This window comes from Saccharomonospora azurea NA-128 (assembly GCF_000231055.2).
GTDB classification, from domain to species: Bacteria; Actinomycetota; Actinomycetes; order Mycobacteriales; family Pseudonocardiaceae; genus Saccharomonospora; species Saccharomonospora azurea.
Genome location: NZ_CM001466.1, coordinates 3,068,480 through 3,090,785, shown reverse-complemented (window position 1 = coordinate 3,090,785; position 22,306 = coordinate 3,068,480). Strand labels below are relative to the sequence as shown.

The 22,306-nt window shown below is 70.4% G+C and carries 23 protein-coding genes; 8 read left to right on the top strand and 15 right to left on the bottom strand.

Annotated features, from left to right (window positions below; genetic code table 11):
- From cydD to SACAZDRAFT_RS13990, 3 genes are all read right to left on the bottom strand, one after another.
- Positions 1 to 1,801 (bottom strand): thiol reductant ABC exporter subunit CydD (cydD, locus tag SACAZDRAFT_RS14000; protein ID WP_005442759.1); only part of this gene is annotated, 1,801 nt, incomplete at its 3' end.
- The gene (gene cydB, locus SACAZDRAFT_RS13995) at positions 1,798 to 2,808 is read right to left on the bottom strand and encodes a cytochrome d ubiquinol oxidase subunit II (RefSeq protein WP_005442757.1); all 1,011 of its coding nucleotides are present in this window, start codon (positions 2,806 to 2,808) and stop codon (positions 1,798 to 1,800) included. The genes cydD and cydB, both read right to left, overlap by 4 nt.
- A gap of 141 nt (positions 2,809 to 2,949) precedes the next feature.
- A complete protein-coding gene (locus SACAZDRAFT_RS13990; protein ID WP_005442756.1) occupies positions 2,950 to 4,458 on the bottom strand; it encodes a cytochrome ubiquinol oxidase subunit I in 1,509 nt (502 codons plus the stop codon).
- A gap of 248 nt (positions 4,459 to 4,706) precedes the next feature.
- Here SACAZDRAFT_RS13990 and SACAZDRAFT_RS13985 point away from each other — a divergent pair, with 248 nt between their 5' ends.
- Positions 4,707 to 5,309: a TMEM165/GDT1 family protein gene (locus SACAZDRAFT_RS13985; RefSeq protein WP_005442753.1), complete on the top strand. Its 603-nt coding sequence runs from the start codon at positions 4,707 to 4,709 to the stop codon at positions 5,307 to 5,309.
- A gap of 9 nt (positions 5,310 to 5,318) precedes the next feature.
- Here SACAZDRAFT_RS13985 and SACAZDRAFT_RS13980 read toward each other — a convergent pair whose 3' ends face one another.
- Both SACAZDRAFT_RS13980 and SACAZDRAFT_RS13975 read right to left on the bottom strand, forming a co-directional pair.
- Complete coding sequence (locus tag SACAZDRAFT_RS13980; protein ID WP_005442750.1) at positions 5,319 to 5,951, bottom strand: IclR family transcriptional regulator; 633 nt, start codon at positions 5,949 to 5,951, stop codon at positions 5,319 to 5,321.
- Positions 5,948 to 6,802 (bottom strand): hypothetical protein, encoded by an 855-nt coding sequence (locus SACAZDRAFT_RS13975; RefSeq protein ID WP_037294665.1) that lies wholly within the window; start codon positions 6,800 to 6,802, stop codon positions 5,948 to 5,950. Before SACAZDRAFT_RS13975 ends, SACAZDRAFT_RS13980 begins: the two co-directional genes overlap by 4 nt.
- A 144-nt stretch (positions 6,803 to 6,946) precedes the next feature.
- Here SACAZDRAFT_RS13975 and SACAZDRAFT_RS13970 point away from each other — a divergent pair, with 144 nt between their 5' ends.
- Positions 6,947 to 7,756, top strand: coding sequence for a DUF2470 domain-containing protein (locus SACAZDRAFT_RS13970; RefSeq protein ID WP_005442745.1), 810 nt, complete (start codon positions 6,947 to 6,949; stop codon positions 7,754 to 7,756).
- Between the two features lie 88 nt (positions 7,757 to 7,844).
- On the opposite strand, the gene SACAZDRAFT_RS13965 is transcribed toward SACAZDRAFT_RS13970, so the two are convergent.
- Entirely contained in the window at positions 7,845 to 9,551 is a 1,707-nt protein-coding gene (locus SACAZDRAFT_RS13965; RefSeq protein ID WP_005442742.1) for a BCCT family transporter, read from the bottom strand.
- Between the two features lie 150 nt (positions 9,552 to 9,701).
- Here SACAZDRAFT_RS13965 and SACAZDRAFT_RS13960 point away from each other — a divergent pair, with 150 nt between their 5' ends.
- The 4 genes from SACAZDRAFT_RS13960 to SACAZDRAFT_RS13945 all read left to right on the top strand — a co-directional run bounded on the left by SACAZDRAFT_RS13960 (position 9,702) and on the right by SACAZDRAFT_RS13945 (position 12,903).
- Positions 9,702 to 10,514 carry a CPBP family intramembrane glutamic endopeptidase gene (locus tag SACAZDRAFT_RS13960; protein ID WP_040927769.1) on the top strand — a complete coding sequence of 271 codons (813 nt, stop codon included), beginning with the start codon at positions 9,702 to 9,704 and terminating at the stop codon, positions 10,512 to 10,514.
- An 88-nt stretch (positions 10,515 to 10,602) separates the two neighbouring features.
- Positions 10,603 to 10,809, top strand: coding sequence for a hypothetical protein (locus tag SACAZDRAFT_RS13955; protein ID WP_005442740.1), 207 nt, complete (start codon positions 10,603 to 10,605; stop codon positions 10,807 to 10,809).
- A 150-nt stretch (positions 10,810 to 10,959) separates the two neighbouring features.
- Complete coding sequence (locus tag SACAZDRAFT_RS13950; protein ID WP_005442739.1) at positions 10,960 to 12,222, top strand: arginine deiminase; 1,263 nt, start codon at positions 10,960 to 10,962, stop codon at positions 12,220 to 12,222.
- 132 nt (positions 12,223 to 12,354) lie between these two features.
- Positions 12,355 to 12,903, top strand: coding sequence for a ferritin (locus SACAZDRAFT_RS13945; protein ID WP_005442738.1), 549 nt, complete (start codon positions 12,355 to 12,357; stop codon positions 12,901 to 12,903).
- A 58-nt stretch (positions 12,904 to 12,961) separates the two neighbouring features.
- Here the strand turns inward: SACAZDRAFT_RS13945 and erm are convergent, their stop codons facing one another.
- The 6 genes from erm to cutA all read right to left on the bottom strand — a co-directional run bounded on the left by erm (position 12,962) and on the right by cutA (position 17,319).
- Positions 12,962 to 13,840, bottom strand: a complete 879-nt coding sequence (gene erm, locus SACAZDRAFT_RS13940) for a 23S ribosomal RNA methyltransferase Erm (RefSeq protein ID WP_005442736.1) — start codon at positions 13,838 to 13,840, stop codon at positions 12,962 to 12,964.
- 264 nt (positions 13,841 to 14,104) lie between these two features.
- A complete protein-coding gene (locus SACAZDRAFT_RS13935; protein ID WP_005442734.1) occupies positions 14,105 to 14,947 on the bottom strand; it encodes a hypothetical protein in 843 nt (280 codons plus the stop codon).
- The gene (locus SACAZDRAFT_RS13930) at positions 14,944 to 15,537 is read right to left on the bottom strand and encodes a SigE family RNA polymerase sigma factor (RefSeq protein WP_005442731.1); all 594 of its coding nucleotides are present in this window, start codon (positions 15,535 to 15,537) and stop codon (positions 14,944 to 14,946) included. Before SACAZDRAFT_RS13930 ends, SACAZDRAFT_RS13935 begins: the two co-directional genes overlap by 4 nt.
- 99 nt (positions 15,538 to 15,636) lie before the next feature.
- Positions 15,637 to 15,990 carry a DUF952 domain-containing protein gene (locus SACAZDRAFT_RS13925; RefSeq protein ID WP_005442730.1) on the bottom strand — a complete coding sequence of 118 codons (354 nt, stop codon included), beginning with the start codon at positions 15,988 to 15,990 and terminating at the stop codon, positions 15,637 to 15,639.
- A gap of 9 nt (positions 15,991 to 15,999) precedes the next feature.
- Positions 16,000 to 16,887, bottom strand: coding sequence for a DUF5926 family protein (locus tag SACAZDRAFT_RS13920; protein ID WP_005442729.1), 888 nt, complete (start codon positions 16,885 to 16,887; stop codon positions 16,000 to 16,002).
- Between the two features lie 105 nt (positions 16,888 to 16,992).
- On the bottom strand, positions 16,993 to 17,319 hold the full coding sequence (gene cutA / locus SACAZDRAFT_RS13915) for a divalent-cation tolerance protein CutA (RefSeq protein ID WP_005442727.1): 327 nt from the start codon (positions 17,317 to 17,319) through the stop codon (positions 16,993 to 16,995).
- A 24-nt stretch (positions 17,320 to 17,343) separates the two neighbouring features.
- Between cutA and SACAZDRAFT_RS13910 the strand changes: the two genes are divergently transcribed.
- Together SACAZDRAFT_RS13910 and SACAZDRAFT_RS13905 are read left to right on the top strand one after the other, a co-directional pair.
- The gene (locus tag SACAZDRAFT_RS13910) at positions 17,344 to 17,931 is read left to right on the top strand and encodes a GNAT family N-acetyltransferase (protein WP_005442725.1); all 588 of its coding nucleotides are present in this window, start codon (positions 17,344 to 17,346) and stop codon (positions 17,929 to 17,931) included.
- A 39-nt stretch (positions 17,932 to 17,970) separates the two neighbouring features.
- Positions 17,971 to 19,137 carry a cytochrome P450 gene (locus SACAZDRAFT_RS13905; RefSeq protein WP_005442723.1) on the top strand — a complete coding sequence of 389 codons (1,167 nt, stop codon included), beginning with the start codon at positions 17,971 to 17,973 and terminating at the stop codon, positions 19,135 to 19,137.
- A 9-nt stretch (positions 19,138 to 19,146) separates the two neighbouring features.
- Here the strand turns inward: SACAZDRAFT_RS13905 and SACAZDRAFT_RS13900 are convergent, their stop codons facing one another.
- The 3 genes from SACAZDRAFT_RS13900 to SACAZDRAFT_RS13890 form a co-directional block, all read right to left on the bottom strand.
- Complete coding sequence (locus SACAZDRAFT_RS13900) at positions 19,147 to 20,031, bottom strand: DUF4328 domain-containing protein (RefSeq protein WP_005442721.1); 885 nt, start codon at positions 20,029 to 20,031, stop codon at positions 19,147 to 19,149.
- 91 nt (positions 20,032 to 20,122) lie between these two features.
- The gene (locus SACAZDRAFT_RS13895) at positions 20,123 to 20,473 is read right to left on the bottom strand and encodes a rhodanese-like domain-containing protein (protein WP_040927768.1); all 351 of its coding nucleotides are present in this window, start codon (positions 20,471 to 20,473) and stop codon (positions 20,123 to 20,125) included.
- Positions 20,474 to 20,516: 43 nt separating this feature from the next.
- A complete protein-coding gene (locus SACAZDRAFT_RS13890; RefSeq protein WP_005442719.1) occupies positions 20,517 to 22,292 on the bottom strand; it encodes a sodium/solute symporter in 1,776 nt (591 codons plus the stop codon).
- Positions 22,293 to 22,306 lie beyond the last annotated feature (14 nt).

Here is a 22,306-nt window from a genome sequence, read left to right as displayed (position 1 = left end):
CCGACGTCGCCGTGAGCGCCCCCCCCGCCAGCAACGCCGCCGCGCCGAGCAGGACGCCGCGCACGAGCCGTCGCTCCCCCAGCTCCCGCAGGGGCACGGGCCGACCCTGCGCGGGTGTCGCCACGTCGGCTCGCGGACCCGCCTCGACGTCCGAGGCCACGCCGTCGGCCGACGCCGGTGCCTCACTACGCGGGTGCGCGGCGAGCACGACAGCGGCGCCCGCGTCCTGCGCCTCGCGCACGGCCTCCCACACCCGCTCGGCGTTGGCCGGATCGAGGTGCGCGGTCGGCTCGTCGAGCAGCAACAGCCACGCACCGTGCCGAAGCCGCAGCAACGCGCGGGCCACGGCCACCCGCTGGCGTTGGCCCACCGACAGCCGGTGGACGGGCCGCTCGGCCAGCCCGCCGAGGTCCAGCCTCGTGAGCATCGCGTCGATCTCGGCGTGCCCGGCGCCCGTCCACCCGAGCTCGTCACGCACCGTGCCGCCCGCGAACGCCGGCGACTGCGGCACCCACGCGACGGCCTCCCGCCACCGCTGCAGGTCGAGCTCGGCCAGCGGCACACCGTCCACCGTCACCGTTCCCGACGAGGGCGTGACGAAGCCGAGCAGCACCGACAACGTGGTGCTCTTCCCCGTTCCGCTGCGCCCGCTGAGGCGTACCCGCTGGCCGGGCCGGAGCACGAACGTCTCGCCGTCGGGCGCGAAGCCGTCCCGGCGCCGCACGCGCAGGTCGCGAACCCGCACCGGCCCCCGACGCGGTGCGCGGGTCCCCTCCTCGGGCGGCGCGACGACCAGGACGCGTTCGACCCGGCGCACCGCCTCGACGCCGTCCTGGCTGGCGTGGAACGCAGCCCCCACCTGGCGCAACGGCTGATAGCACTCGGGCGCGAGGATCAGCACACCGAGCCCCACCGCCAGCGAGAGGTCGCCCGACACCAGTCGCACACCGATCACCACGGCCACCAGGGCGACCGACAGTGTGGCGGCGAGTTCGAGCGCGAACGCCGACGCGAAGGCCAGCCGCAGCGTCGACAGCGTCGTCGTGCGGTGGTGCTCGCTCACCCGGCGCACCGCCTGCGCCTGCGCCTCCGCGCGACGGAACGCGGTGAGCACGGGCAGCGCGCGCACGAGTTCGAGCAGGTGCCCCGACAGGCGGTGCACCGCGTCGGTCGCCTGCTCGACCCGGTCGGCCGTCTGCTTGCCGATGAGGATCGCGAACAGCGGCATGAGGGGCAGGGTCACCGCGATGATCACGGCGGACGGCCAGTCGGCCACCAGCACCGCGAGCCCGGCCGCGAACGGCACCACGGCGGCCGTGACCAGCGCGGGCAGGTACTCGGTGAAGTACGCGTCGAGAGCGTCGAGGCCCTTCGTGGTGAGCGTGGTGAGCTCGCCCGCTCCCCGGTCGTCGATCCACTCCGGGCCGAGCCGCACCGCATGGTCGACGACCTTGGCCCGCAACTCCTCCTTGGCGCCCGCGGCGGCGCGCGCGGCCACCACCCGCAGGGCCCAACCGAGGATTCCCCGCGCCGCCACGGACCCGGCGAGCGCGGCGAGCGCCGGAGTGTGTCCGGTGACGTCGCCCGCGACGAGGTTGGCGAGCACCGCGGCGAGCAGGAACGCCTGCGCCACGAGCGCGCCCGCGTTGAGAAGCGCCAGCACGGCCGAGAGGGCCAGCGCCCGGCGCGCTGCCGCGGAGAGCGCGGGCAGCGCGCCGAGCGGGCCCCGACCCACCCACGTGGTGCCCTGGTCGGAGTCGGGCACCGCGGCGGAAAGGGGAGCGTGGATGGGCGCGTTCATCGGTGTGCCGGGGCCTTCGGGATGTGGTGGGTGCCGATGCGCTTGCGGAACACCCAGTACGTCCAGCCCTGGTAGACCAGCACCGCCGGTGCACCGAAGAGCCCGACCCAGCTCATCACCGTCAGCGTGTAGGGACTGGACGATGCGCTGTCGACGGTGAGGGAGTTCGCGGGGTCGAGCGTGGACGGCAGCACGTCCGGGTAGAGCGCCCCGAACAGGGCCACCGCCGCCGCGGCGATCACGACGCCCAGCGCGGCGAACGCCTGGCCCTCCCGGCCGAGCAGCAGCCGCCACAGCGCCACGAGACCGGCGACGGGCACGGCCAGGACCGGCAGCAGCGTCCACGTGATGCCCTCGTCCCACTGCACGAGGAGCAGGAGCGCGAACAACGGCAGCAGCGCCAGCGGCACGAAACGCGCGGCGAACGCCCGGGCACGGTGCCGCAGTTCGCCCTCGGTCTTGAGCGCGAGGAACGCGGCGCCGTGGACCAGCGAGAACGCCGCGAACGCCACTCCGCCGAGCACGGTCTCCCAGCGCACGGCCTCCAGCACCGACCCGATCCGGTCACCGTCGGCGTCGAGCGGCAACCCGAACACCGTCGTCGCCAGGACGAGGCCCACGGCGAGCGGGGGGATCCACGAGCCGAGCACGATGACGCGGTCCCAGTTGGCCCGCCAGCGGGGCGAGTCCACCTTGCCGCGGTACTCGAACGCCACGCCCCGCCCGATGAGGGCGAGGAGCAGGACCAGGACGGGCAGGTAGGCGGCCGAGAACAGCCCGGCGTACCAGGCCGGGAACGCCGCGAAGGTGGCTCCCACGGCGACGATCAGCCACACCTCGTTGCCGTCCCAGACCGGCCCGATGGTGTTGATCATGACGCGGCGCTCGGTGTCGTCGCGCCCCAGCACCGGCAGCAGCATCCCGACACCGAAGTCGAAGCCTTCGAGGAAGAGGTAGCCGAGCCAGAACAGCGCGATGATGCAGAACCACAGTGTGGGTAGATCCATCAGCGCACCTCTCCCTCGAAGATCGACATTTCACGTGAAACAAAAGATCCACAGGCTGTGGACAACTCCCGAAGTTGTCCACAAACCGCAGGTGGGCGGCCGTGGACAACTTGATCTTGAACCACGACTGGGCTCCCCCTCTCAGTACGCGAACGCCAGCGCATCGCCGGAGCCTCGCTTGTCGTCGGGGTCGCGGTCCTCGCCCGAACCGTCGTCACCGGGCGGCAACGCCGCGCTCACGCCACCCCGCACGTACCGCACGATGAGGAACACCTCCACGGCGGCGAGCACCGCGTAGATCGACGTGAGCGCGATCAGCGACGTCCACACCTCGCCGGTGGTCAGGTCCGAGACCGCCGTGGCCGTGTACATCCACAGCCCGTCCACGCCCGTGGGGTTGGGCACCACCACGAACGGCTGCCGGCCCATCTCCGTGAAGATCCAGCCCGCACTGTTGGCGATGAAGGGCAGCGCGATCCCCGCCAGCGTCATGCGCGGGAACCACCGGCTCTCCGGAATCCGCCCGCCCCTGGTCAGCCACAACGCGGCCATGCCGATCGCCGCGCCCAACGCACCGAAGCCGATCATGATCCGGAAGCCCCAGTACGTCACCGGCAGGCTCGGGACGTAGTCGACGGGCTGCCCCGCGAGCTCGCCGAGCGCCGGGTCGTCCGGGTAATGGGTGCCGTAGCGCTCCTGGTACTCGTCGACCAGCTGGTCGATGCCCTTGACCTCGGTACTGAAGTCGCTGTGCGCGAGGAACGACAGCAGGGCGGGGACGTTGAACGTCTTCACGCTCTCGCAGTCGGCGTCGGCCACGTCGCCCACCGCGATGATCGAGAAACTCGCCGGCTGCTCGGTGTGGCACAGCGCCTCGGCGGCGGCCATCTTCATCGGCTGCTGCTCGAACATCAGCTTGCCCTGGATGTCCCCGGTGACGGCGAGCACCGCGAACGACACCGCACCCGCCCACGCGCCGAGCTTCACCGACGTGCGCCACAGGGGCCGGTCCTCGTCGTCCGAGTGCCGCTTGCGCCACAGGTGCCAGCTCGCGATCCCCACGAGGAACGCGGCGGCGACGGCGAACGAGCCTGCGATCGTGTGCGGGATGGCGGCGAGCGCCGTGGAGTTGGTCAGCACGGCCCAGATCGAGTTCATCGTGGGCTTGCCGTCCACGAACTCCGCCCCGACGGGGTGCTGCATCCACGAGTTGGCGGCCAGGATGAAGTAGGCCGACGCGACGGTGGCCAGCGAGAACGCCCAGGCACACGCCAGGTGCACCCGCTTGGGCAACCGGTCCCACCCGAAGATCCACAGGCCCAGGAACGTCGACTCGACGAAGAACGCGACGAGCCCCTCCATCGCCAGCGGCGCCCCGAACACGTCACCGACGAAGCGCGAATACGCACTCCAGTTCATGCCGAACTGGAATTCCTGGACGATGCCCGTCACCACACCCATGGCGAAGTTGACGAGGAGCAACTTCCCCCAGAACCTCGTCATGCGGTAGTAACGTGCGTCACCGGTCCGGACCCAGGCCGTCTGCATACCGGCCACGAGCACCGACAGACCGATGGTGAGCGGCACCATAAGGAAGTGGTAAACGGTCGTGATGCCGAACTGCCAACGAGCTAGGTCGAGGACTTCCACGAGATCCACTCTGCCTGTGAGCAGCGTCTTCGTGTCAGGTCCCGTGGTCCCGGGATGGTCAGGACCAAGGTCCCGCCGCCCTTGTGACGCCATTACGCAAAGTGAAGTTCGGCGCGCCGAAACAATTATTGAGCACTAGCGTCCCGCATTTCTTCCCCGACCTCAAAAAGCAATTCGCGTCGTCGATCGACTAGGAATTTCCCGCGATCCCCTTTATCGTGCAAGAAGAAAAGGGGTGAGGAACTTCCGTGTCTGCCGCGCTCATCGCGTTCGTGACGACTTTCGCACTGGTCCTGGCCGTGGAGCTTCCCGACAAGACCTTCGTCGCGAGCCTGGTCCTCACCACCCGTTTCCCCTGGAAGGCCGTGCTGGCCGGAGTCTCCGCCGCCTTCGCGGTCCAGACGCTCATCGCGGTCGGATTCGGCAGCGTGCTCACATTCCTGCCCGACCGGCTCGTGTCGGTGATCGTCGGCGTCATGTTCGGCGTCGGCTCGGCCATGCTGCTGCGCGAGGGCTTCCGCACCGGTGACGACGGCTCCCACGACGCCTCCCGCGGCGGTGCCGCACCGGTGAGCTTCCGGCGCGCGGCGCTGACGTCGTTCGGGGTGCTCTTCGCGGCGGAGTGGGGAGACGCCTCCCAGCTCGCCACCGCGGGCCTCGTGGCCCGTTCCGCGCAGCCGCTCGCCGTGGGACTGGCCTCACTCGCGGCGCTGGTCACCGTCGCGGGGCTCGCCGTGCTGCTCGGCCGCAAACTGCGCACCAAGCTGCGCCCCCGCCTGCTTCAGCGGATCGCCGGCGTCGTCTTCGCCGGGTTCTCCCTCATCGCGTTCGGCACCGCGATCCTCGGCTGACCCGCCGGGTCACTCGCGAAACGCCTCCGCCAGGGTGGTGGCCGCCTCCACCAACCGCGTTCCCACACTCGCGTTGTCCAGTGCCACCAGTGACACCACGCCCAGCGCCGCCCGGACCCCGACGATGCCGCGCACCGGCGCCGCCACACCGTGCACACCCGGCTGCGGGTCACCAGCCGCGGCCGCCCAGCCCCTGCCTCTCGGCCGCAGGCTCAACGCCTTGCCCACCGCGCCCCGCGACACGGGATGCCTGCTGCCGAGGCGATACGCCACGTGGAACGTCGTCGACGTCGGTTCGGCAACCGCGACGACGTAGACCTGGTCCCCCTCGGCCACCGACAGGTGCGCCGTCGCTCCGACGGCCTCGGCCAGGCCTCGCAGCACCGGGCGCGCCGACGTCCGGAGCTGGGGCAGCATCTGCTCGCCCAGGCGCAGCACGCCCGCACCCAGCCGGACCCGGCTCCCGTCCCGCCACACGAGGCCGCGTTCCGTCAGCGGCACCAGCAGGCGGTACACGGCGGCCCTGCTCGCGCCGACGGCCTCGGCGAGGTCGGTGACCGTGGCCGACGCCCCGTCGGCATCCGCGACGGCCTGTAACAGCGCGAGCCCGCGATCCAGCGTCAGCGAGCTCTCGCGCGTCACAGCAGACCCAGGCTCTTGAGGTCGGTGACCGACTCGTCGAAGGTGGCCGAGGCGTAGCACGCGAACAGCGAGCGCACGGCCTTGGCGGCCTCGTCGCTCAACCCCGAGGCCTCGTCGGCCAGCGCCGCTCCGTCGGTGTTGGCGAGCGCCTCCCGTACGTCGCCGCCCGACAGGCTGCGACCCGAGGCGACCAGGAGGTTGAGGAAGCCGTGGTGCTCGAAGCCCGTCTCCTCGTCGGCGTGCCGCACCGCGCGGTGGAGGCTGTTCGTGGCCTTGAACGCCGCACCCGGCGTGCCGCTGACCACCGCGAGGAAATCGGCGACCTCGTCGACGCTGGGGAAGTTCTCGATGGACAGGCCCCCGCAGCGGATCTTCGGCCAGCTTCCGTGCTCGATCACGTTGCGGACCCCGTCGAGCCAGCCGACCCCTCGGCGGGGTTCGACGACGCGGACGACGTCCTCGGGCACGAACTCCGACACCCGCTCCAGCCACACCTCGTCGACGTCCGACGGGGCGGGCATCTCCACCATCCGCAGCGACAGGAGCTCGTCGCGCGACTCGACGATGGAGATGGCCTTGGGCACGCCGCCGAGCCCGGTGTCGATGATCAGCGAGAGCGGCAGCGGCTCCTTCGGCCGGATCTTGACGAGCTCGGTGATCATCTCGGGCAGACGGGACGCGGGGCACAGGAAGACTCCCTGCACTCCGGCGTACTCGCCGGCGCGGTTGTCCAGGTACCCGGCCAGAGCGTCGGCCATCGTCGTCTCGCTCGGCGGGAAGAGCGCCGAATCGTCGACAAGCCGGGCGAGCAGGGGTGGGATTCCACGAGGACCTGGGGGCGGGAGTTCCACAGCGCTTGTCACGTCCCCCACGCTAGTAGCGAACGAAATACGGACAAAAGTGTTCGTTACACGAACGTTCTGGCGTGAGGTGTGGAACGACACGTTCCACCCACAAGATCGATAGGTTAGCCTTACCTAATTAGGAGGTGAGTCGTGAGCGAACCCGTCCCCCGCCGGCCCCCGACCCCGACCCCGGCCGAACGGGCGAGATCCGTCGCGGCGCGCGGCGGCCCCGCCCACCTGCTGCCCGCCCTCGGTCACGACGTGACGAGCGAGCGCACCACGCCCGAGTTGTGGCACCTGCACGCGGGCGACGACGTCAGCGTCGTGCTTCCCACGGACCACCCGCTCGCCGCCGGCCTGCACGGAGAGGCGAGCGCGGAACTCGCCGTCACGATGGAGATCACCGACGAGGCGCCCGTACCGCTGCGGCAGCCCGTCCGAGGACTGCTGTGGCTCACCGGCTGGCTCCGCGGGCTCGACCCGCAGACGGCGAGGGCCAAGGCCGTGAGCATCGCCGAGCACACCGCCGAACCCGATCCCCGGCTGCTCGACGTCGGGCACGGCCTCACGCTGCTGCGCCTCACGCCCGCCTCCGTGGTCGTCGCCGACAGCGAGGGCACACACTCGCTGTCGCCCATCACCTTCGGCGCCGCCGCCCCCGACCCCCTGTACGACTACGAGGGACGGTGGCTGCGCCACCTGGAGCACCACCACGCCGACGTCGTGCTGCGCCTGAGCCGCCTGCTGCCGCCCGAGCTGCGGGACGGCCGGGTGCGCCCGCTCGGACTCGACCGGTGGGGCCTGCGGTTGCGCGTGGAGACCTCCGGCGACGACCACGACGTCCGGCTGTCGTTCTCCCGCAGCGTCGACAACCCGCCGCAACTCGCCGTCGAACTGCGCAAGCTCGCCGGGTGCCCCTTCCGGCCACAGAGCGACGCGAACGCCGACGAGCGCTACTGAGCCACTGAGTTACTGAGTTACTGACCTGCTGAAACGACGAAGGCGGGCGCCCCGGTGACACCGGAGAGCGCCCGCCTTCGTCGTAGGGTCAGGACTTCGTGACCACCTTCTCCGTGTCCGGGCCGGACTTGTCGGCCGGATCCACGAGCCCCTCGTCGATGAGACTGTTCGTCACGTGCTCCGTCAGCCGCTCGCGCTGGAGCTGCCGCTGGACCCGCAGCATCGACTGCCGCTCGACCCGGAAGGCCTTCCAGGTCGCCACACACATGCCGATCATCACGACGCTGAACGGCAGTGCGATCAGGATCGCCACGGTCTTGATCGGGTCGAGCCCACCCGCGAGCAGCAGCGCGATGGCCACCGCACCGCCGAGCAGGCACCAGAACACCCGGCTCCACTTGGGCGGTTCCGGGTTGCCACCCGAGGCGAGCATGTCGACGACGAGCGAGCCGGAGTCGGACGACGTCACGAAGAACAGCACGATGAGGATCAGTGCGCCCACCGAGAGCAGCGCCCCGCCGGGCAGGCCGTCGAGCATGCCGAACAGCGACGCCTCGGTGTCCACCGTCGCGGCGCCGGTCTCGTCGGTGCCCACCAGGCCACCCTCACCGAACAGCTCGCGGTACAGCGCGGTGCCGCCGAACACGGTGAACCACAGGGTCGTCACGGCCGTCGGCACGAGCAGGACGCCCGCCACGAACTCACGGACGGTCCGACCGCGGGAGATGCGCGCGATGAACACCCCGACGAAGGGTGCCCACGAGATCCACCAACCCCAGTAGAACGTGGTCCACCAGCCCTGCCACGAGTTGCCGTCGGCGCCTTCGTAGGCGGTGGTGTTGAAGCTCATCCGCAGCAGGTTCTGGAAGTAGTCACCGATCGACTGCACCAGATCCTTGAAGATGAACAGCGTCGGTCCGAGCGCCAGGACGGCGAGCATCAGGAGGGCGGCCAGCACCATGTTGATGTTGGACAGCCACTTGATGCCGCGCTTGACACCGGTGACCACGGAGAAGAGCGCAAGGCCCGTGATCACACCGATGAGCACCACGTACATGAGGTCGCTCGGCTCGGAGACCACGTCGAGGAAGTCGAGTCCGGCACCGATCTGGATGACGCCGAAGCCCAGCGAGGTCGCGATGCCGAACAGCGTGCCGACGACGGCGGCGATGTCGATGACGTCACCGAGCCAGCCGTGGACGCGCTTGCCGATCAGCGGCTCCAGCGCGTAACGGATCGACACCGGACGCTTCTTGCGGTGGATGACGTACGCGATCGCGACGCCCACCACCACGTAGATCGCCCACGGGTGCAGCCCCCAGTGCAGGAACGTCTGGACGAGCGCGCCTTGCGCGCCCTCCTCGTCCTGCGTGATCCCGGTGGCCCGGTTGGGGATGCCCGCGTAGTGGTTGAGCGGTTCGGCCACGCCCCAGAACACCAGGCCGATACCCATGCCGGCCGCGAACAGCATCGCGAACCACGACTTCAGGCCGAACTCGGGCTCGTCCTCATCGGGACCGAGTTTGATGTCACCGTAGTGACTGAGCCCGATCCACAGGGAGAAGATGACGAACAGCGAAACGAGCAGCATGTAGTACCAGCTGAACGTTCCGATGACCTTTTCCTGGATCGTGGCGAGCGCCTCGTTCATCGCGTCGGGCGCGACGACGCTGGCGATCACGAAAGCCAAGATGATGACCGCCGACGGCCAGAAGACCCGCGGTGCCACTGACGCGTACCACGGTCGCCGCTGACCGGAGAGCGCTTGGGCCTCAGTATCGGACGTCGCCGTCACGAGGCTTGCCTCCTTCTTCGGAAAATTCGGACCGTAGGACCCTAGTGGCCCAAGAAGCCGAACTACACCCATTCGGGTCTACAAGACCGGTAACAATCTTGGTAAGCAGCCTCTGACCTGCGCAGATTCAACTTCATGTAACGTGCCACAGTGGCCACTCGAGCACGCGACTGGATCAGTCCACGCCCTCCGGAGTTCCCGCACCGCGTCACCGACCCGCGCGAGCGGCGTGCGCTCGTCGTGGAGCTCGTGCTCGTCTTCTCGATCACCCTCGGACTGTCGGGTGTGCGCAGCGGGTTGTCGCTGCTGGACGCGCTGCTCCGCCCGGAACCGTTGGCGCAGCAGCAGGTCGCCATCAACGCCTCACGGGCGGCACTCGGGCTGATCGACCTACTGAAGCAGCTGCTCGGCGTCGTGCAACTCGTCGGCTGGGGAGCGCTCGGCCTCTACCTGTTGTGGCGGGCCGGTATCCACCTGTCCCGCATCGGTCTCGACCGCACGAGGCCGGGCAGGGACACGGCCTGGGCCGTGGCACTGGCCGCCGCGATCGGCCTACCCGGGCTGGCGTTCTACTTCGTCGCCTGGAAGCTCGGGTTCAACCTCGCCGTGCAGCCCTCCACGCTGGACGAGGCCTGGTGGAGACCCGTCGTGCTGACGCTCTCGGCGTTCGGCAACTCGTTCGCCGAGGAGGTGCTCGTCGTCGGCTACCTGCTCACGCGGCTGCGGCAGCTGGACCTCTCGGAGAACACCGCGCTCGTGGTGTCGGCGCTGCTGCGGGGCTCGTACCACCTGTACCAGGGCCTCGGCGGGTTCGTCGGCAACGTCGTGATGGGGCTCGTCTTCGGCCGCGTCTGGCAGCGCACCAACCGGCTGTGGCCACTGATCGTGGCTCACCTGCTGCTCGACGTGGTCGCCTTCGTCGGGTACGCCGCCCTGCGCGACCACGTGGACTGGCTGCCCTGACGTTGCCCGACGTTCGAACACATGTTCTAATGGATGCCGTCGGGGACGACACGGGCACGACACGGCACAGCACGGTCAGGAGGGGACCATGGCTTGCAAGATCACTCACCGAGTGAACGACCAGCAGATTCGCTTCGCCAACCGCGACGCGGCCGAGCGGTACGCCGACATCATGGGGGGCGGCGTCCAGAACTGGATCTTCACGACGATACCGAACGTCGAGCACCGGCAGCCCCGCCTGCCGGTCTCCACCGTCACCGCGGGATCGCCGAGGCCGACACACAGCGCCCGCTGAGGAGGCCGGCTGCCGGGTGACGCAACGAACCGCACCCGGGACACCCACTTCATTGCGGAGGAACGGGGTCCCGGCGCGAAGGCGCTACCACGCCGCGCCGCGTCGTTTCGTGTCCCGCGCAGAGGGCCCGAGGTCATTAGTCTCGCGCCTGTGACCGAATCGACGATTCCCAGCCCCAGCAGCCTTTCCGGACGCTCCGTCGCGCGCGTCGACAACGAGGTCGGACCGCTGCGGACGGTCTTGGTGCACCGTCCCGGCAACGAGCTGCGGCGGCTCACACCCCGCAACAACGACCAGTTGCTGTTCGACTCCATCCCGTGGGTCGACCGGGCCCAGGAGGAGCACGACGCCTTCACCGGCGTGCTGCGCGACCGCGGTGTCGAGGTCCTGCTCCTCGTCGAGGTCCTGCGTTCCGCGCTGGAGGATCCGAGGGCGCACGCGGCCGGGGTCCACGCGGCCGTCGATTCCCGAAGGCTGGGCGCCGAGCTCGCCGACGTGCTGCGCTCACACCTGTCGACCGCCTCTCCCGAGACGCTCACGGAAGTCCTCATGTCGGGCATGACGTTCGAGGAACTCCCCGCCTCGGAGGGCGGCTCGCTCGTGCGGAAGATGCACCACCCGCACGACTTCGCGGTGGACCCGCTGCCGAACCTGCTCTTCACGCGCGACTCGTCGGTGTGGATCGGCGACCGGGTCGCGATCTCGTCACTCGCGATGCCCGCCCGCAAGCGCGAGACCGCCCTGGTCGACCTCGTCTACGCCTACCACCCGCGCTTCCGTGGCGCCGTCCGCGCGTACGGGGCACACTCGGCCCCCATCGAGGGCGGCGACGTGTTGCAGCTGGCCCCGGGCGTGCTGGCCGTCGGAGTGGGCGAGCGCACCACCCCCGCCGGCGCGGAGTCGTTGGCGAGGTCGGTGTTCGCCGACGACCTCGCGCACACCGTGCTGGCCGTGCCGATCGCCCAGGACCGCGCCACGATGCACCTCGACACCGTGTGCACGATGGTCGCCCCGGACGCGGTGGTGATGTACCCGCTGGCGCAGGACTCCCTCATCGCCTACACGCTGACGCCGGACGACGAGAAGGGCGTGCGCGTGGGCGGACCCGCACCGTTCCTGGAGGCGGCGGCGGACGCAATGGGTATCGACCGCCTGCGCGTCATCGACACGGGGCTCGACCCGGTGACGGCCGAGCGCGAACAGTGGGACGACGGCAACAACACACTGGCCCTCGCGCCGGGGGTCGTGATCGCCTACGAACGCAACCTCGAAACCAACGAACGCCTGGAGGCGGCGGGCATCGAGGTCGTGCGCATCGCGGGCTCCGAACTGGGGTCGGGTCGCGGTGGTCCGCGGTGCATGTCCTGCCCCATCGTGCGCGACGCCGTTTCCACCGAAGGCGAGGCAGGTTAGGTAAGGCTTTTCATGTTTAGCCAAGCCTTCATTTATTGAGCGAAACCTAGGCTAATAAAATTGTACCCACTTGGGACTGAGATCACCGACGACAAGTGGATCGAGAACGGCTTTCATGCGTATGGTTGATCCATGGGCAGCATGAAGAAGAATCCCCGGTCGAAGTTCTACGAACTGCTCCAAGCGCAGATTCGCAACGAATTCCACGCTTCGCAACAGTACGTGGCGGTGGCGGTCTGGTACGACGGCAAGGACCTGCCGCAGCTGGCCGGCCACTTCTATCGGCAGGCGCTGGAGGAGCGTAACCACGCGATGGCGTTGGTGCAGTACCTTCTCGACACCGATCACCACGTCGAGATTCCCGACGTACCGCAGGTTCGCAACGACTTCGCCGACATCCGGGAGCCGGTCGCGCTCGCGCTCGCTCAGGAGCAGGAGGTCCAGGCCGATTTCGTGCAGCTCGCGAAGGTGGCCCGCGACGAGGACGACTTCACGGGCTCGGAGTTCGTCCAGTGGTTCCTCAAGGAACAGGTCGAGGAGATCGCCTCGATGAAGCGACTGCTCAACGTGATCGACATGGCGAAGGGCAATGTTTTCGACGTGGAGCAGTTCCTCTTCCGCGAGCCCGTCGGCGAGGAGGCCGATTCGACCATGCCTCCCGTCGCGGGCGGAAAACTGTGACACGGGAACGTCTCGGCGGTGCCCCGAAGAGCATCGCCGAGACGTGTCCGTCGGATCTCTATTGATCATTCGGTCGGCAGCGTCGCCGCCTTTCGACGGTGGTCCCGCCATCGACGCGGATGCGTGAGCGGCCCGGCTCGGCGACCTTGTCCGGCCTCGTCCCGACCACCTCCCACAGTTGCGCCCACTGGTGTGGGTCGAGGTCGCGAGGCAGGCTGCCCGACCTGATCCGCGCCCGGTCGAGCGCGCGCCGCGCCGTGGACCTGCTCCATCCCGTCCACGTCGCCACGATCGACTCCAGCCCCCGCCCACGCCCTGTGAACAGGGCCCGGACGAACGCCTCGTAACGACGCCGGTGCGCCGGATCGACGAGGGGCGAGCCGCGTCTGGTGATCGAGAGCAGGCCACCGTCGACGCTCGGTACCGGCCGGAAGCCGTGGGCGGGCACGCGGCCGTGCAGCTCGAAGACGAACCACGGCGTGGTCTGCGCGGTGAGCATCGTGCTTCCTCCGACTCCGGCGCGCTTGCGCGCGACCTCCCACTGGGTGAGCAGGACGGCGTGCTGCCACCGCCGCTCGGTGAGAAGGCGGCGCAGGATCGGGGTGGTGAGGTGGTAGGGCAGGTTTCCGACCACGACGGGGCGATCCAACGACCGCGTGAGTGCGGTGAGCTCGGTGACCGCGTCCCCCTGCACCACCGTGGCGCGGGGAACCCGTCGGCGCAGCATGCGGACGCGGTGCTCGTCGATCTCGATCGCGGTGACACTGCGTCCGAGCCCGGTGAGGGGCCGGGTGAGAGCACCGTCGCCGGCGCCGATCTCGAGGATCGGTCCGGCCGTCGAGGCGACGAGCGTGACGATGCGGTCGATGGTCGGTCGGTGGACGAGGAAGTTCTGTCCGAGTTCGTGACGTCCGCCGTGGCGGGAACGGTGTGACATGTGAGCGCTCCAAGGCAAGAGACAGGGAGCACCCCGGCGTGGGTCGGGTACGAGGAAACGACGCGCGTCCGGGGTGCGTGGACAGCCCGGGCGACGGCGCGCGGAAAAGCGGTGACCAGCGAAGAACGCGCCGTCAGGCGCGGCGGTCACGAATCCAGAAGTTCAGCGCCGTCATCGGCGCGCTGCACAAAGTTCCCACGGCACGAAAGCCTAACGCTCGGGTGCGCGCGGCGGCCACCGGTTTCCCGGCAGCAGTGAGCCGGCTCAGCAGTCGGAGCTGGAGGCCCTCAACTCCAGTGCGTCGACCACGCCGTCCGCGGCGGTGAACTCGTACACACCGGTTCCGGTGTCCACGACGTAGGCGCCGTCGACCGCACGACCCTCCGGGTAGAGGTTCTCCAGCTCGTCGACCGGTGTTCCGACGCCCGCGCCCTCGGGGGTCACCGCGTTGCCGGCGGTGAAGCCGACGACGCCGTACTCGCGCGAGATCGTCACCGCACGCACCGAGGAGTCGCCCTCCGCGAGCGCGTAGTCGGCGCACACCTGCGGCGGGCTCTCGCCGGAAACGACGAGCAGGTTCGTCGCCAGGGCGTCGCTGTAGGACATACCGAGCTTCAGTTCCCGGTACCCGTCCGTGGCGAGCACCGCATCGGCGATCAGGATCCTGCCGCTCTCGACGGGCGTGCTCGGCTGGGGCGATCCCCCCGGCTCCGAACTGGCGCCACCGCCCGACGGCGACGACGGCGTACCGGTCTGGTGCGATTCGGGGAGCGCCGAGGGATCGGCGTGTTCGTTGTCCTGCAGCGTCCCGAGCGTCGAGCCGTCGACGGGCGGCGCCTGGGGCAGTGAGGCCGCGACGGTCATCTGGTTCGACTTCTCGTCCGAGTGCGAGCCCGACGCCACGATGGCCACCGCGGCGGCCACCACGGCGAGCGTCGTGCCGCTCCCGGTGAGCGCGACCCTGCGGCTGCGCCGCCGCCGCGCACCCGCCACGATCCGCTCGCCCACGCGGGGAGTGGGGACGACGTCGAGTCGGGGGTCGGCGAACAGTGCCTGCAACCGTGCGTCGAGGTCGTCGCCCGTGCCGTTCGGACCGGAAGTGCTCACAGCACGTCCCTCCCTTCGCTGCCCTCGGCGTGGCGCAGCTTGCTCCGAAGCGAGTTCAAGGCCTTGCTCGCCTGGCTCTTCACGGTGCCCTGACTGATCCCCAGCGACGCGGCGATCTCGGCCTCGCTGAGGTTCTCGTAGTAGCGCAGCACGATCACGGCTCGCTGGCGCGGAGGCAGCTCGCGCAGTGCCGACCAGAGCGGTTCGTGCTCGAACGGGTCCGCGTGCACGATCGACCCGGAGTCGGGAACCTCGGCCACGAGGCTCTCCCGGCGCAACCGCCGCCACCGGCTGATGTGGGCGTTGGTCATCGACCTGCGGATGTAGGCCAGCGGGTCGCCCGCCTTGCGCAGGACCGAACTCCAGCGAGATCCGATCTTCTCCAGCACCGACTGCACGAGGTCGGCCGCGTCGTGCGGGTTTCCCGTCAGCGCGTGCCCGTAGCGCAACAATCCGGGCAGGCTGTCCTCGACGAACTCGGAGAAGTCCGTGAGGTCGCCAGACACGGCCATGTCCTTCCTATGGCCGGCGATGCCCGTCAACCGACCGTCGTGGGGAGTGGTGGGCACAGCGGATATGAACGCAGTCACCGTAATCCCTCCCTCACGCGGACTCGTCTGCGCCTTCCGAAGTCGAGGCTGACGTGGTCACGCGTGAGGGAGTCGAGAGGTTGCCTGGACCTGTGGGCGTCACCCTCCGAAAGTGGGACGAGGTGGTGCGAACCGCCCGTCGGGGCCGGGCAGGTAGGGCTCCGCCGAGATCACGGCCGTCGACGGGATGGCGCCGTACACGTGGGGGAACCACACACCGGCCGGGTCGGCCGGGTCCCCGGGCTCCCACCGCACGGGAACGTCGAGCCGGCCGGGATCGATCCGGAGCAGCACGAGGTCGGTCCGGCCTTCCGCCAGGGCGTTGGCGGGCAGGTGCACCGTGCCGTACTCGGAGCAGTGCACGAACCCCGCCTCGTCGAGCGATGCGGTGCGGTACTCACCGCCGTCGGGCACGGCCTCCCAGTCGGCGGCGGGGCAGAAGTGCAGCAGCATCGGACGGGCTCAGCGCAGCGTGAGCTGGCGGCCGATCAGCCCGTCGCGAGCCCGGCGCTCGGCGGCGTTCAACGGCTCGTCGTCCAACGACTTGAGCGCCGCGTCGAGCCGCGCCCCGAGTTGCTCGGCCGGCTCGCTCCACTCCCGGGCGTGTGCCTCGGCATCGAGGTCCCACACCGGCACGAGCAGACCGTGAGCGCGGAAGGAACCCGCGTAGCGCGAGCCCTCGCCGAGCGACAACTCGCCCGCGGCCGACAGCCGGGCCAGGGCCTGGAGCAGCTTGTTCTCGTCGGCGGGCCACACCCACCGCAGGTGGGCCTTCTCCCCCGTCAACGTCCAGTACGCGCCCTGGCGCACCCGCTCGGTGGGCATGATCGCCGCGTTGGCGCGCTCCAGCGACATCGCGACCTCACCGGTGGCCTGCGCGTCGTCCTGCAGCCACCAGCCGAAGTCGGAGTGCAGCTCGACCTCCAGCTCGGCGTCGGGGTCGAGCAGGTCCTGCAGGCGTTCGCCCGGCTGGGGTTCGCTCGTGGTGTCCGGCACCGAGAGCACCTGGCCCGGTTCGGCGTCCAACGCCCAGCGCAGCGCGCGTCCAAGATCGCGGCTGACGTCGGACGACCGCGTCTGCACCTGCATGCCGAGCAGGATCTCGCCGGTCTCGCCGCGCACCATCGCCGCCGCCGCCACCGGCAGGACGGACGCCAGGGTGACCGTGCGGTCGCCGGCGTCCTTCAGGGGCAGCGGCGCCGTGGCGGAGGGGACGAACTCGCGCAGCGCGATGAGCTCCGGCTCCGCCGCGAGCCCCTCGAACGGCCGCGCCACGAAGACGTCGCGGACCTTCCGCTTCCCGGTCTTCGGTCCCTTGCCCGGTCCCTTCCTGCGTGCGCCCTTGCCCACGGTTGCCGCCCTCCTGCGTGTTTCGGTTGGCTCGACGCTACTCGACCCGAATCCAGACTAGGCGTGACGGGGCCGCCCCGCGCGAGTGACGCCCGCGCCGCATTCTCAGGCCTTGCGGGTCTCGTCCACCACCCACGACAGGTAGTCCTCGCTGCCTCCGACGATCGGGGTCACCACGACCTCCGGGACGTCGTAGCTGTGGTGGCGTTTCAGGTGTTCCACCAGCTCGTCGACCCGGTCGGCGGCCGTCTTGACCTCGATGCGCCACTCCGCGTCGGTGTTGACCCGCCCTTCCCAGCGGTACACGCTGGTGATCGGTCCGACGATCTGGGCACACGCGCCCAGCCGCGCCTCGACGGCCCCCGCGGCGAGGTCACGCGCGGCCGATTCCGAATCCGTCGTCGTCGACACGACGAGATGTTCCGAGATCATGCTTTCGAGGCTAGCCTGGATGACGTGACGACTCGGCACGACGAAGGACCGGTCGCACTGAGCGGCCACAGGGTCCGCCTGCGCGAGTTCACTCTCGCCGACCTCGACGGGGTGCGCGGAGTGGTCGGGGACGACCGCGTCACCCACTTCCTGTCGTTCAACACCCGCAACGAGGAACAGGCGCAGGAACTGCTCCGCACCATCGTCGAGCGGGCCCAGCAGCGCCCGCGCAGCGAGTACTACCTCGCGATCACTCCGCTTCAGCCGGAGAGCGCCGCCGATGTGGACAAGGCCGTCGGATTCACCAGGCTGCAACGCACCAACGAGCACTCCGGCCGTCTCGTCTACGCCATCGCCCACGCCCATCAGGGCCGCGGATACGCCGGGGACGCCGTCCGGACCCTGCTGGACTTCGCGTTCGGGACGCTGCGGTTGCACCGGGTGACCGCCGCTGTGGGCCCCGACAACCGAGCGGGGCTCGCGCTCGTGAAACGCCTCGGGTTCACGCGCGAGGGCGTGTTGCGCGACCACGTCCGCGTCAGCGGGGGCTGGCGCGACTCGGTGCTCTTCTCGATGCTCGCCCCGGAGTGGCCGAGCCCCCGCGCGGTCTGACCCTCGACTCCCGCGACCGGGCGATCTACGCTCTGCGACGTGTTCGACCCGCGTGATCCGCGTTTCCTCGCCGACCCCTATCCCGTGTTCGCCGAGCTCCGCTCGCGCGGGCCCGTGCACCGGCACGACGGCCTCGGTCTGTTCGTCGCCGTGTCCCACGCCTCGGCCTCCGCCGTGCTGCGTGACCGCAGGCTCGGCCGCCTGTGGCAGGACGCGACCCCGGTGGAGCAGTTCGCGTCGTTCAACATGCTGCACCGCAACTCGTTGCTGGAGAACGAACCGCCCGCGCACACCCGGCTGCGCAGGCTGGTGTCGTCGGCCTTCGCCCGCGGGCACGTCGAGCGGTTGCGTCCGGCGGTGGAGGCACTCGCCGACCGCATGGTCGCGACGCTTGCCGACCGCATCGCCGAGGACGGCCAGGCCGACCTGCTGGAACACCTCGCCCAGCCCCTGCCCGTCGCCGTGATCGCCGAGCTTCTGGGTGTGCCGGAGGACGACGGCCCGATGCTGGTCGCGTGGAGCAACGCGATCGTCAAGATGTACGAGTACGGGCTGCCCGAGCCGCGGCGGCGGGAGGCCGAGGCGGCCGCCACCGAATTCGCCGACTACCTGCGCGCGCTGGCCGACCACCGCGCCGCACACCCCGGTGACGACCTGCTCAGCCACCTCATCGCGAGCGACCTCACCGGCGACGAAGTGGTGGCCACGGCGGTGCTGCTGCTCATGGCGGGCCACGAGGCCACCGTGAACGTCATCGGCAACGGCGTCCACGCCCTGCTGACCCACCGCGACCAGTGGGAGCGCCTGGTGCGGGACCCGTCGCTCGCGGACACCGCCACCGAGGAACTCATCCGCTACGACTCCCCGCTGCAGCTGTTCGAGCGCACCGCGACGACCGACGTGGAGATCGCCGGACACCGCGTCGCCGAGGGCGAGAAGATCGCGGCCCTGCTCGGTGCGGCCGCGCGCGACCCGGAGGTCTTCGACGCCCCGGACACCCTCGACATCGGCCGCAGCCCCAATCCCCACCTCGGTTTCGGCGGTGGCGTGCACTACTGCCTCGGCGCTCCGCTGGCGCGCATCGAGATCGCGGCGGCGCTCACCGCCCTCACCCGGCGCCTCCCCGAGCTCCGGGAGGCCGAGACGCCACCACGACGCGCCGAGTTCGTGATCCGGGGGCTCGACCGGCTGTCGGTGACGACGTAGCGGCGGCGGTCAGCGGGACGCCGTCGACGGACGGGGACGCCGGGGCAACTCCGGCGCCCCCTCGACGCGCACGACGCGCAGCGGCCGGACGAACTGCTCCTCCATCGGCGCCAGCAGGCGGGTGAACCGCCGGACGACCTGCAGCGTGAGCACCGCGAGCAGCACGGCGGCAAGATCGGTGAGCGCCGTCAGGAACACCGCGTCGACCTGGGCCTGCACCCCGTCGCGGGCCCGCCACACCAGGGTGAGCGTCAGCAGCACCGCGTTCGCGACCCACGCCGCCCACCACGCCAGCACCAACCGCGACGGGGTCGGTCGGCGGTTCGCGGGCCTGCGGATCGCGGCGTGTTCGAGCTCGGCGAGGATCGAGCCCGCCATCGCCAGGTTCAGGCCGGGCACCAGCAGGCCGACCAGCACCTGCGCGGTCGAACGCGGCGGCTCCTGCCCGGCCTCGTCCGCGGCGGCTCGCCGCGCCACGAGCAGCCACCACACCGACACGGCGAGCGCGAACGCCGACACCACGAAGGTCAGCAGCGAGAACGTCAGCACCAGGGCGTCGGAGGCACCCACCACGGACGGGGACAACGCCCGATCGCGGCTCAGTACCAGCAGGACGTAACGCCAGAGCTCCGCGCCCGCCGCCACACCCGCCAGGCCGACGACGGTCCACAGCACGGCCACGGCGTTGCGGGCGATGAGCAGCAGTCGCTGGGACGGCACCGGTGTGGCCGCGCTCGTGCCCTGCACGGCCGTCGGCCAACGCCACACCACGTGCGGGAAGCCCCAGCGCGGTACGGAGTCGTAGGCGGGCGGGCCCGAGTACGGTGCGCGAGCCCGGCGGTCGTCACCGATGCGCGGACGGCCCTCGCCCGGCGGCAAGGCGACCCACCGCACCGGAACGCGCGAGTGCTGCCCGCCCCGGTGTCCCGGAGCAGGCCCCCACGGAGCGGCCGGTGGACGAGTCACGCGCGCCCGACCTCGCGTCTCACAGCACCTCTGGCGGCACGTCCGTGTGCTCACCGACCAGCGGACGGCCCTGGACGTGCCACGTCTTCATGCCACCCGCGACGTTGACGGCGTCGACGACGCCCGCGGCGTTCAACCAGGCCACCGCCCGCGCCGATCGGCCACCGGTGCGGCAGACGACGTAGACGGGCCGGTCGGCGGCGAGCTCCGCGAGCTCACCCGCACGTGCGGGCAGATCGCCCAGCGGGATGTGGACGGCGGAGGGCGCGTGGCCCGCCGCCCACTCGTCGGATTCCCTCACGTCGAGCAACACGGCGTCGCTCGTCGAAAGCTGCTCGACCGAGACCGTGGGTACATCGGAGTGGTTCACGGCCTCATCGTCGCATGCTGCCTCGTGCGATGCCCGTGAACCGTCACAGGCTGCGGTGCCTGCCACTCGCGTCGGCATCGAGGGCACCGCCGCTCCTCGACCGCGTGCTCCCGTCGCGCATGAAGCCCAGGTGGTCGGGCGCGTGCAGCTGGAGCATCACCACGTCGACGTCCCCGGGCACCCGGCGAGCGGTCGCGAGGCTCACGATCACCGTGGTGAGCAGCGCGGCCGGCACGGTCAGCAGGGCGGGCTGGGTGACGAACCACGGCACGTCCATCCCGGTCAACCGGCTCGCGACGTGGAAACCGATGGCGGTCAGCACTCCCAGACCGCCGACCAGCATCCCCAGCAGCGCGCCGACCCAGGTCAGCCGCCGCCACCAGATACCGAGCAGCAGCAGCGGGCAGAACGTCGACGCCGCGAGCGCGAACGCCAACCCCACCGTGTGCACGAGGTCGTCGAGCGGGAGTACGACCGCACCCGCCGTCGCCACACCCGCGACGACCACGACGGCGATCGCGAAGTCGCGGGTCCTGTTCCACAACAGGTCGGTGGCGACCATGCCCGCGACGCTGACGAGCAGTCCCGACGACGTCGACACGAACGCCGTGAACGCCCCGGCCGCGAGCACCGCGACGACCAACTGCCCCGCAACCCCGGGCAGCATGGCCGTCGGCACCCGCAACACCGCCGCGTCGGTCTCGCCGGTCACCAGCAACTCCGGCACGTACAGGCGGGACAGCGCCCCCAACAGGATCGGGAAGAGGTAGAACAGCCCGACCAGGAGCAGCACCTGCACGGTGGTGCGCCGCGCCGCCCGCCCGTCGGGATTGGTGTAGAAGCGGGCCAGCACGTGCGGCAGTCCCATCGTGCCGAGGAACGTCGCCACGATCACCGAGTAGGTCCACCACACCTCGTCGCCGTCCTCGGTGGGGCGGAGCCAGCTCGCGTTGTCGGTCGCCGCGTCGCTCACCACGGGGACGTCCGACGCCGCCGGGAACAGCAGCCGCTCGCCCTCCCGCACGGGGTAGTCGACTCCCGGCGACCACAGGCGCGGCCCGGCCGGTTCCCGGTCGAGTGCGTGCACCGTCGTGGGCTCCCCGACGTGCAGGACGACGTCGGTGCGCACCGTGACCGTGGTCTCCTCCGTGAATTCCGGCGGGGCCTCGTCACCGAGGCCGCCCGTCGCACCCGACCCTCCGCTGCCGAGGAAGACCGCACACAGGAAGAACGCGGGGATGGCCAGCGCGAACAGCTTGATCCAGTGGTGGAACGCCTGCACGAGCGTGGCCGCGCGCATCCCGCCCCACACGATGTTGACCACGAGCAGCACGATCACGGCCACCGGGCCCCACCACGCCTCGGCGCCCGGCGCGATCGCCGTGAGAGCCAGGTTGACCCCCTGCAACTGCGGCACGAGGTACACGAGCCCCAGTGCCAGCACGAAGCACGTCGACGTCCGGCGCAGCCCCGCGGACCCCAGCCGCGCCTCCACGAAGTCCGGGATCGTGTAGGCGCCCGAACGACGCAGCGGCGCCGCCACGAAGACCCCGAGCGCGAGGAAACCCGCGGTGAACCCGATGGGGTACCAGAGCGCGTCGGCGCCGTCCTTGAGAACCAGGCCCGACACCCCGAGGACCGACGCGGCGCAGAGGTACTCGCCGGAGATCGCGGACGCGTTGCGCCTCGACCGCACCATGCGACGTGCGACGAGGAAGTCGTCGGTGGGCCGCGCGAACTGCGACGTGCGGCGACCGAGGTAGGAGGCCGCAGCCGTCACCAACCCGACACCGACGAGAGCCCACGGGTTCAGCTGCACGGACTGCCCTCGCT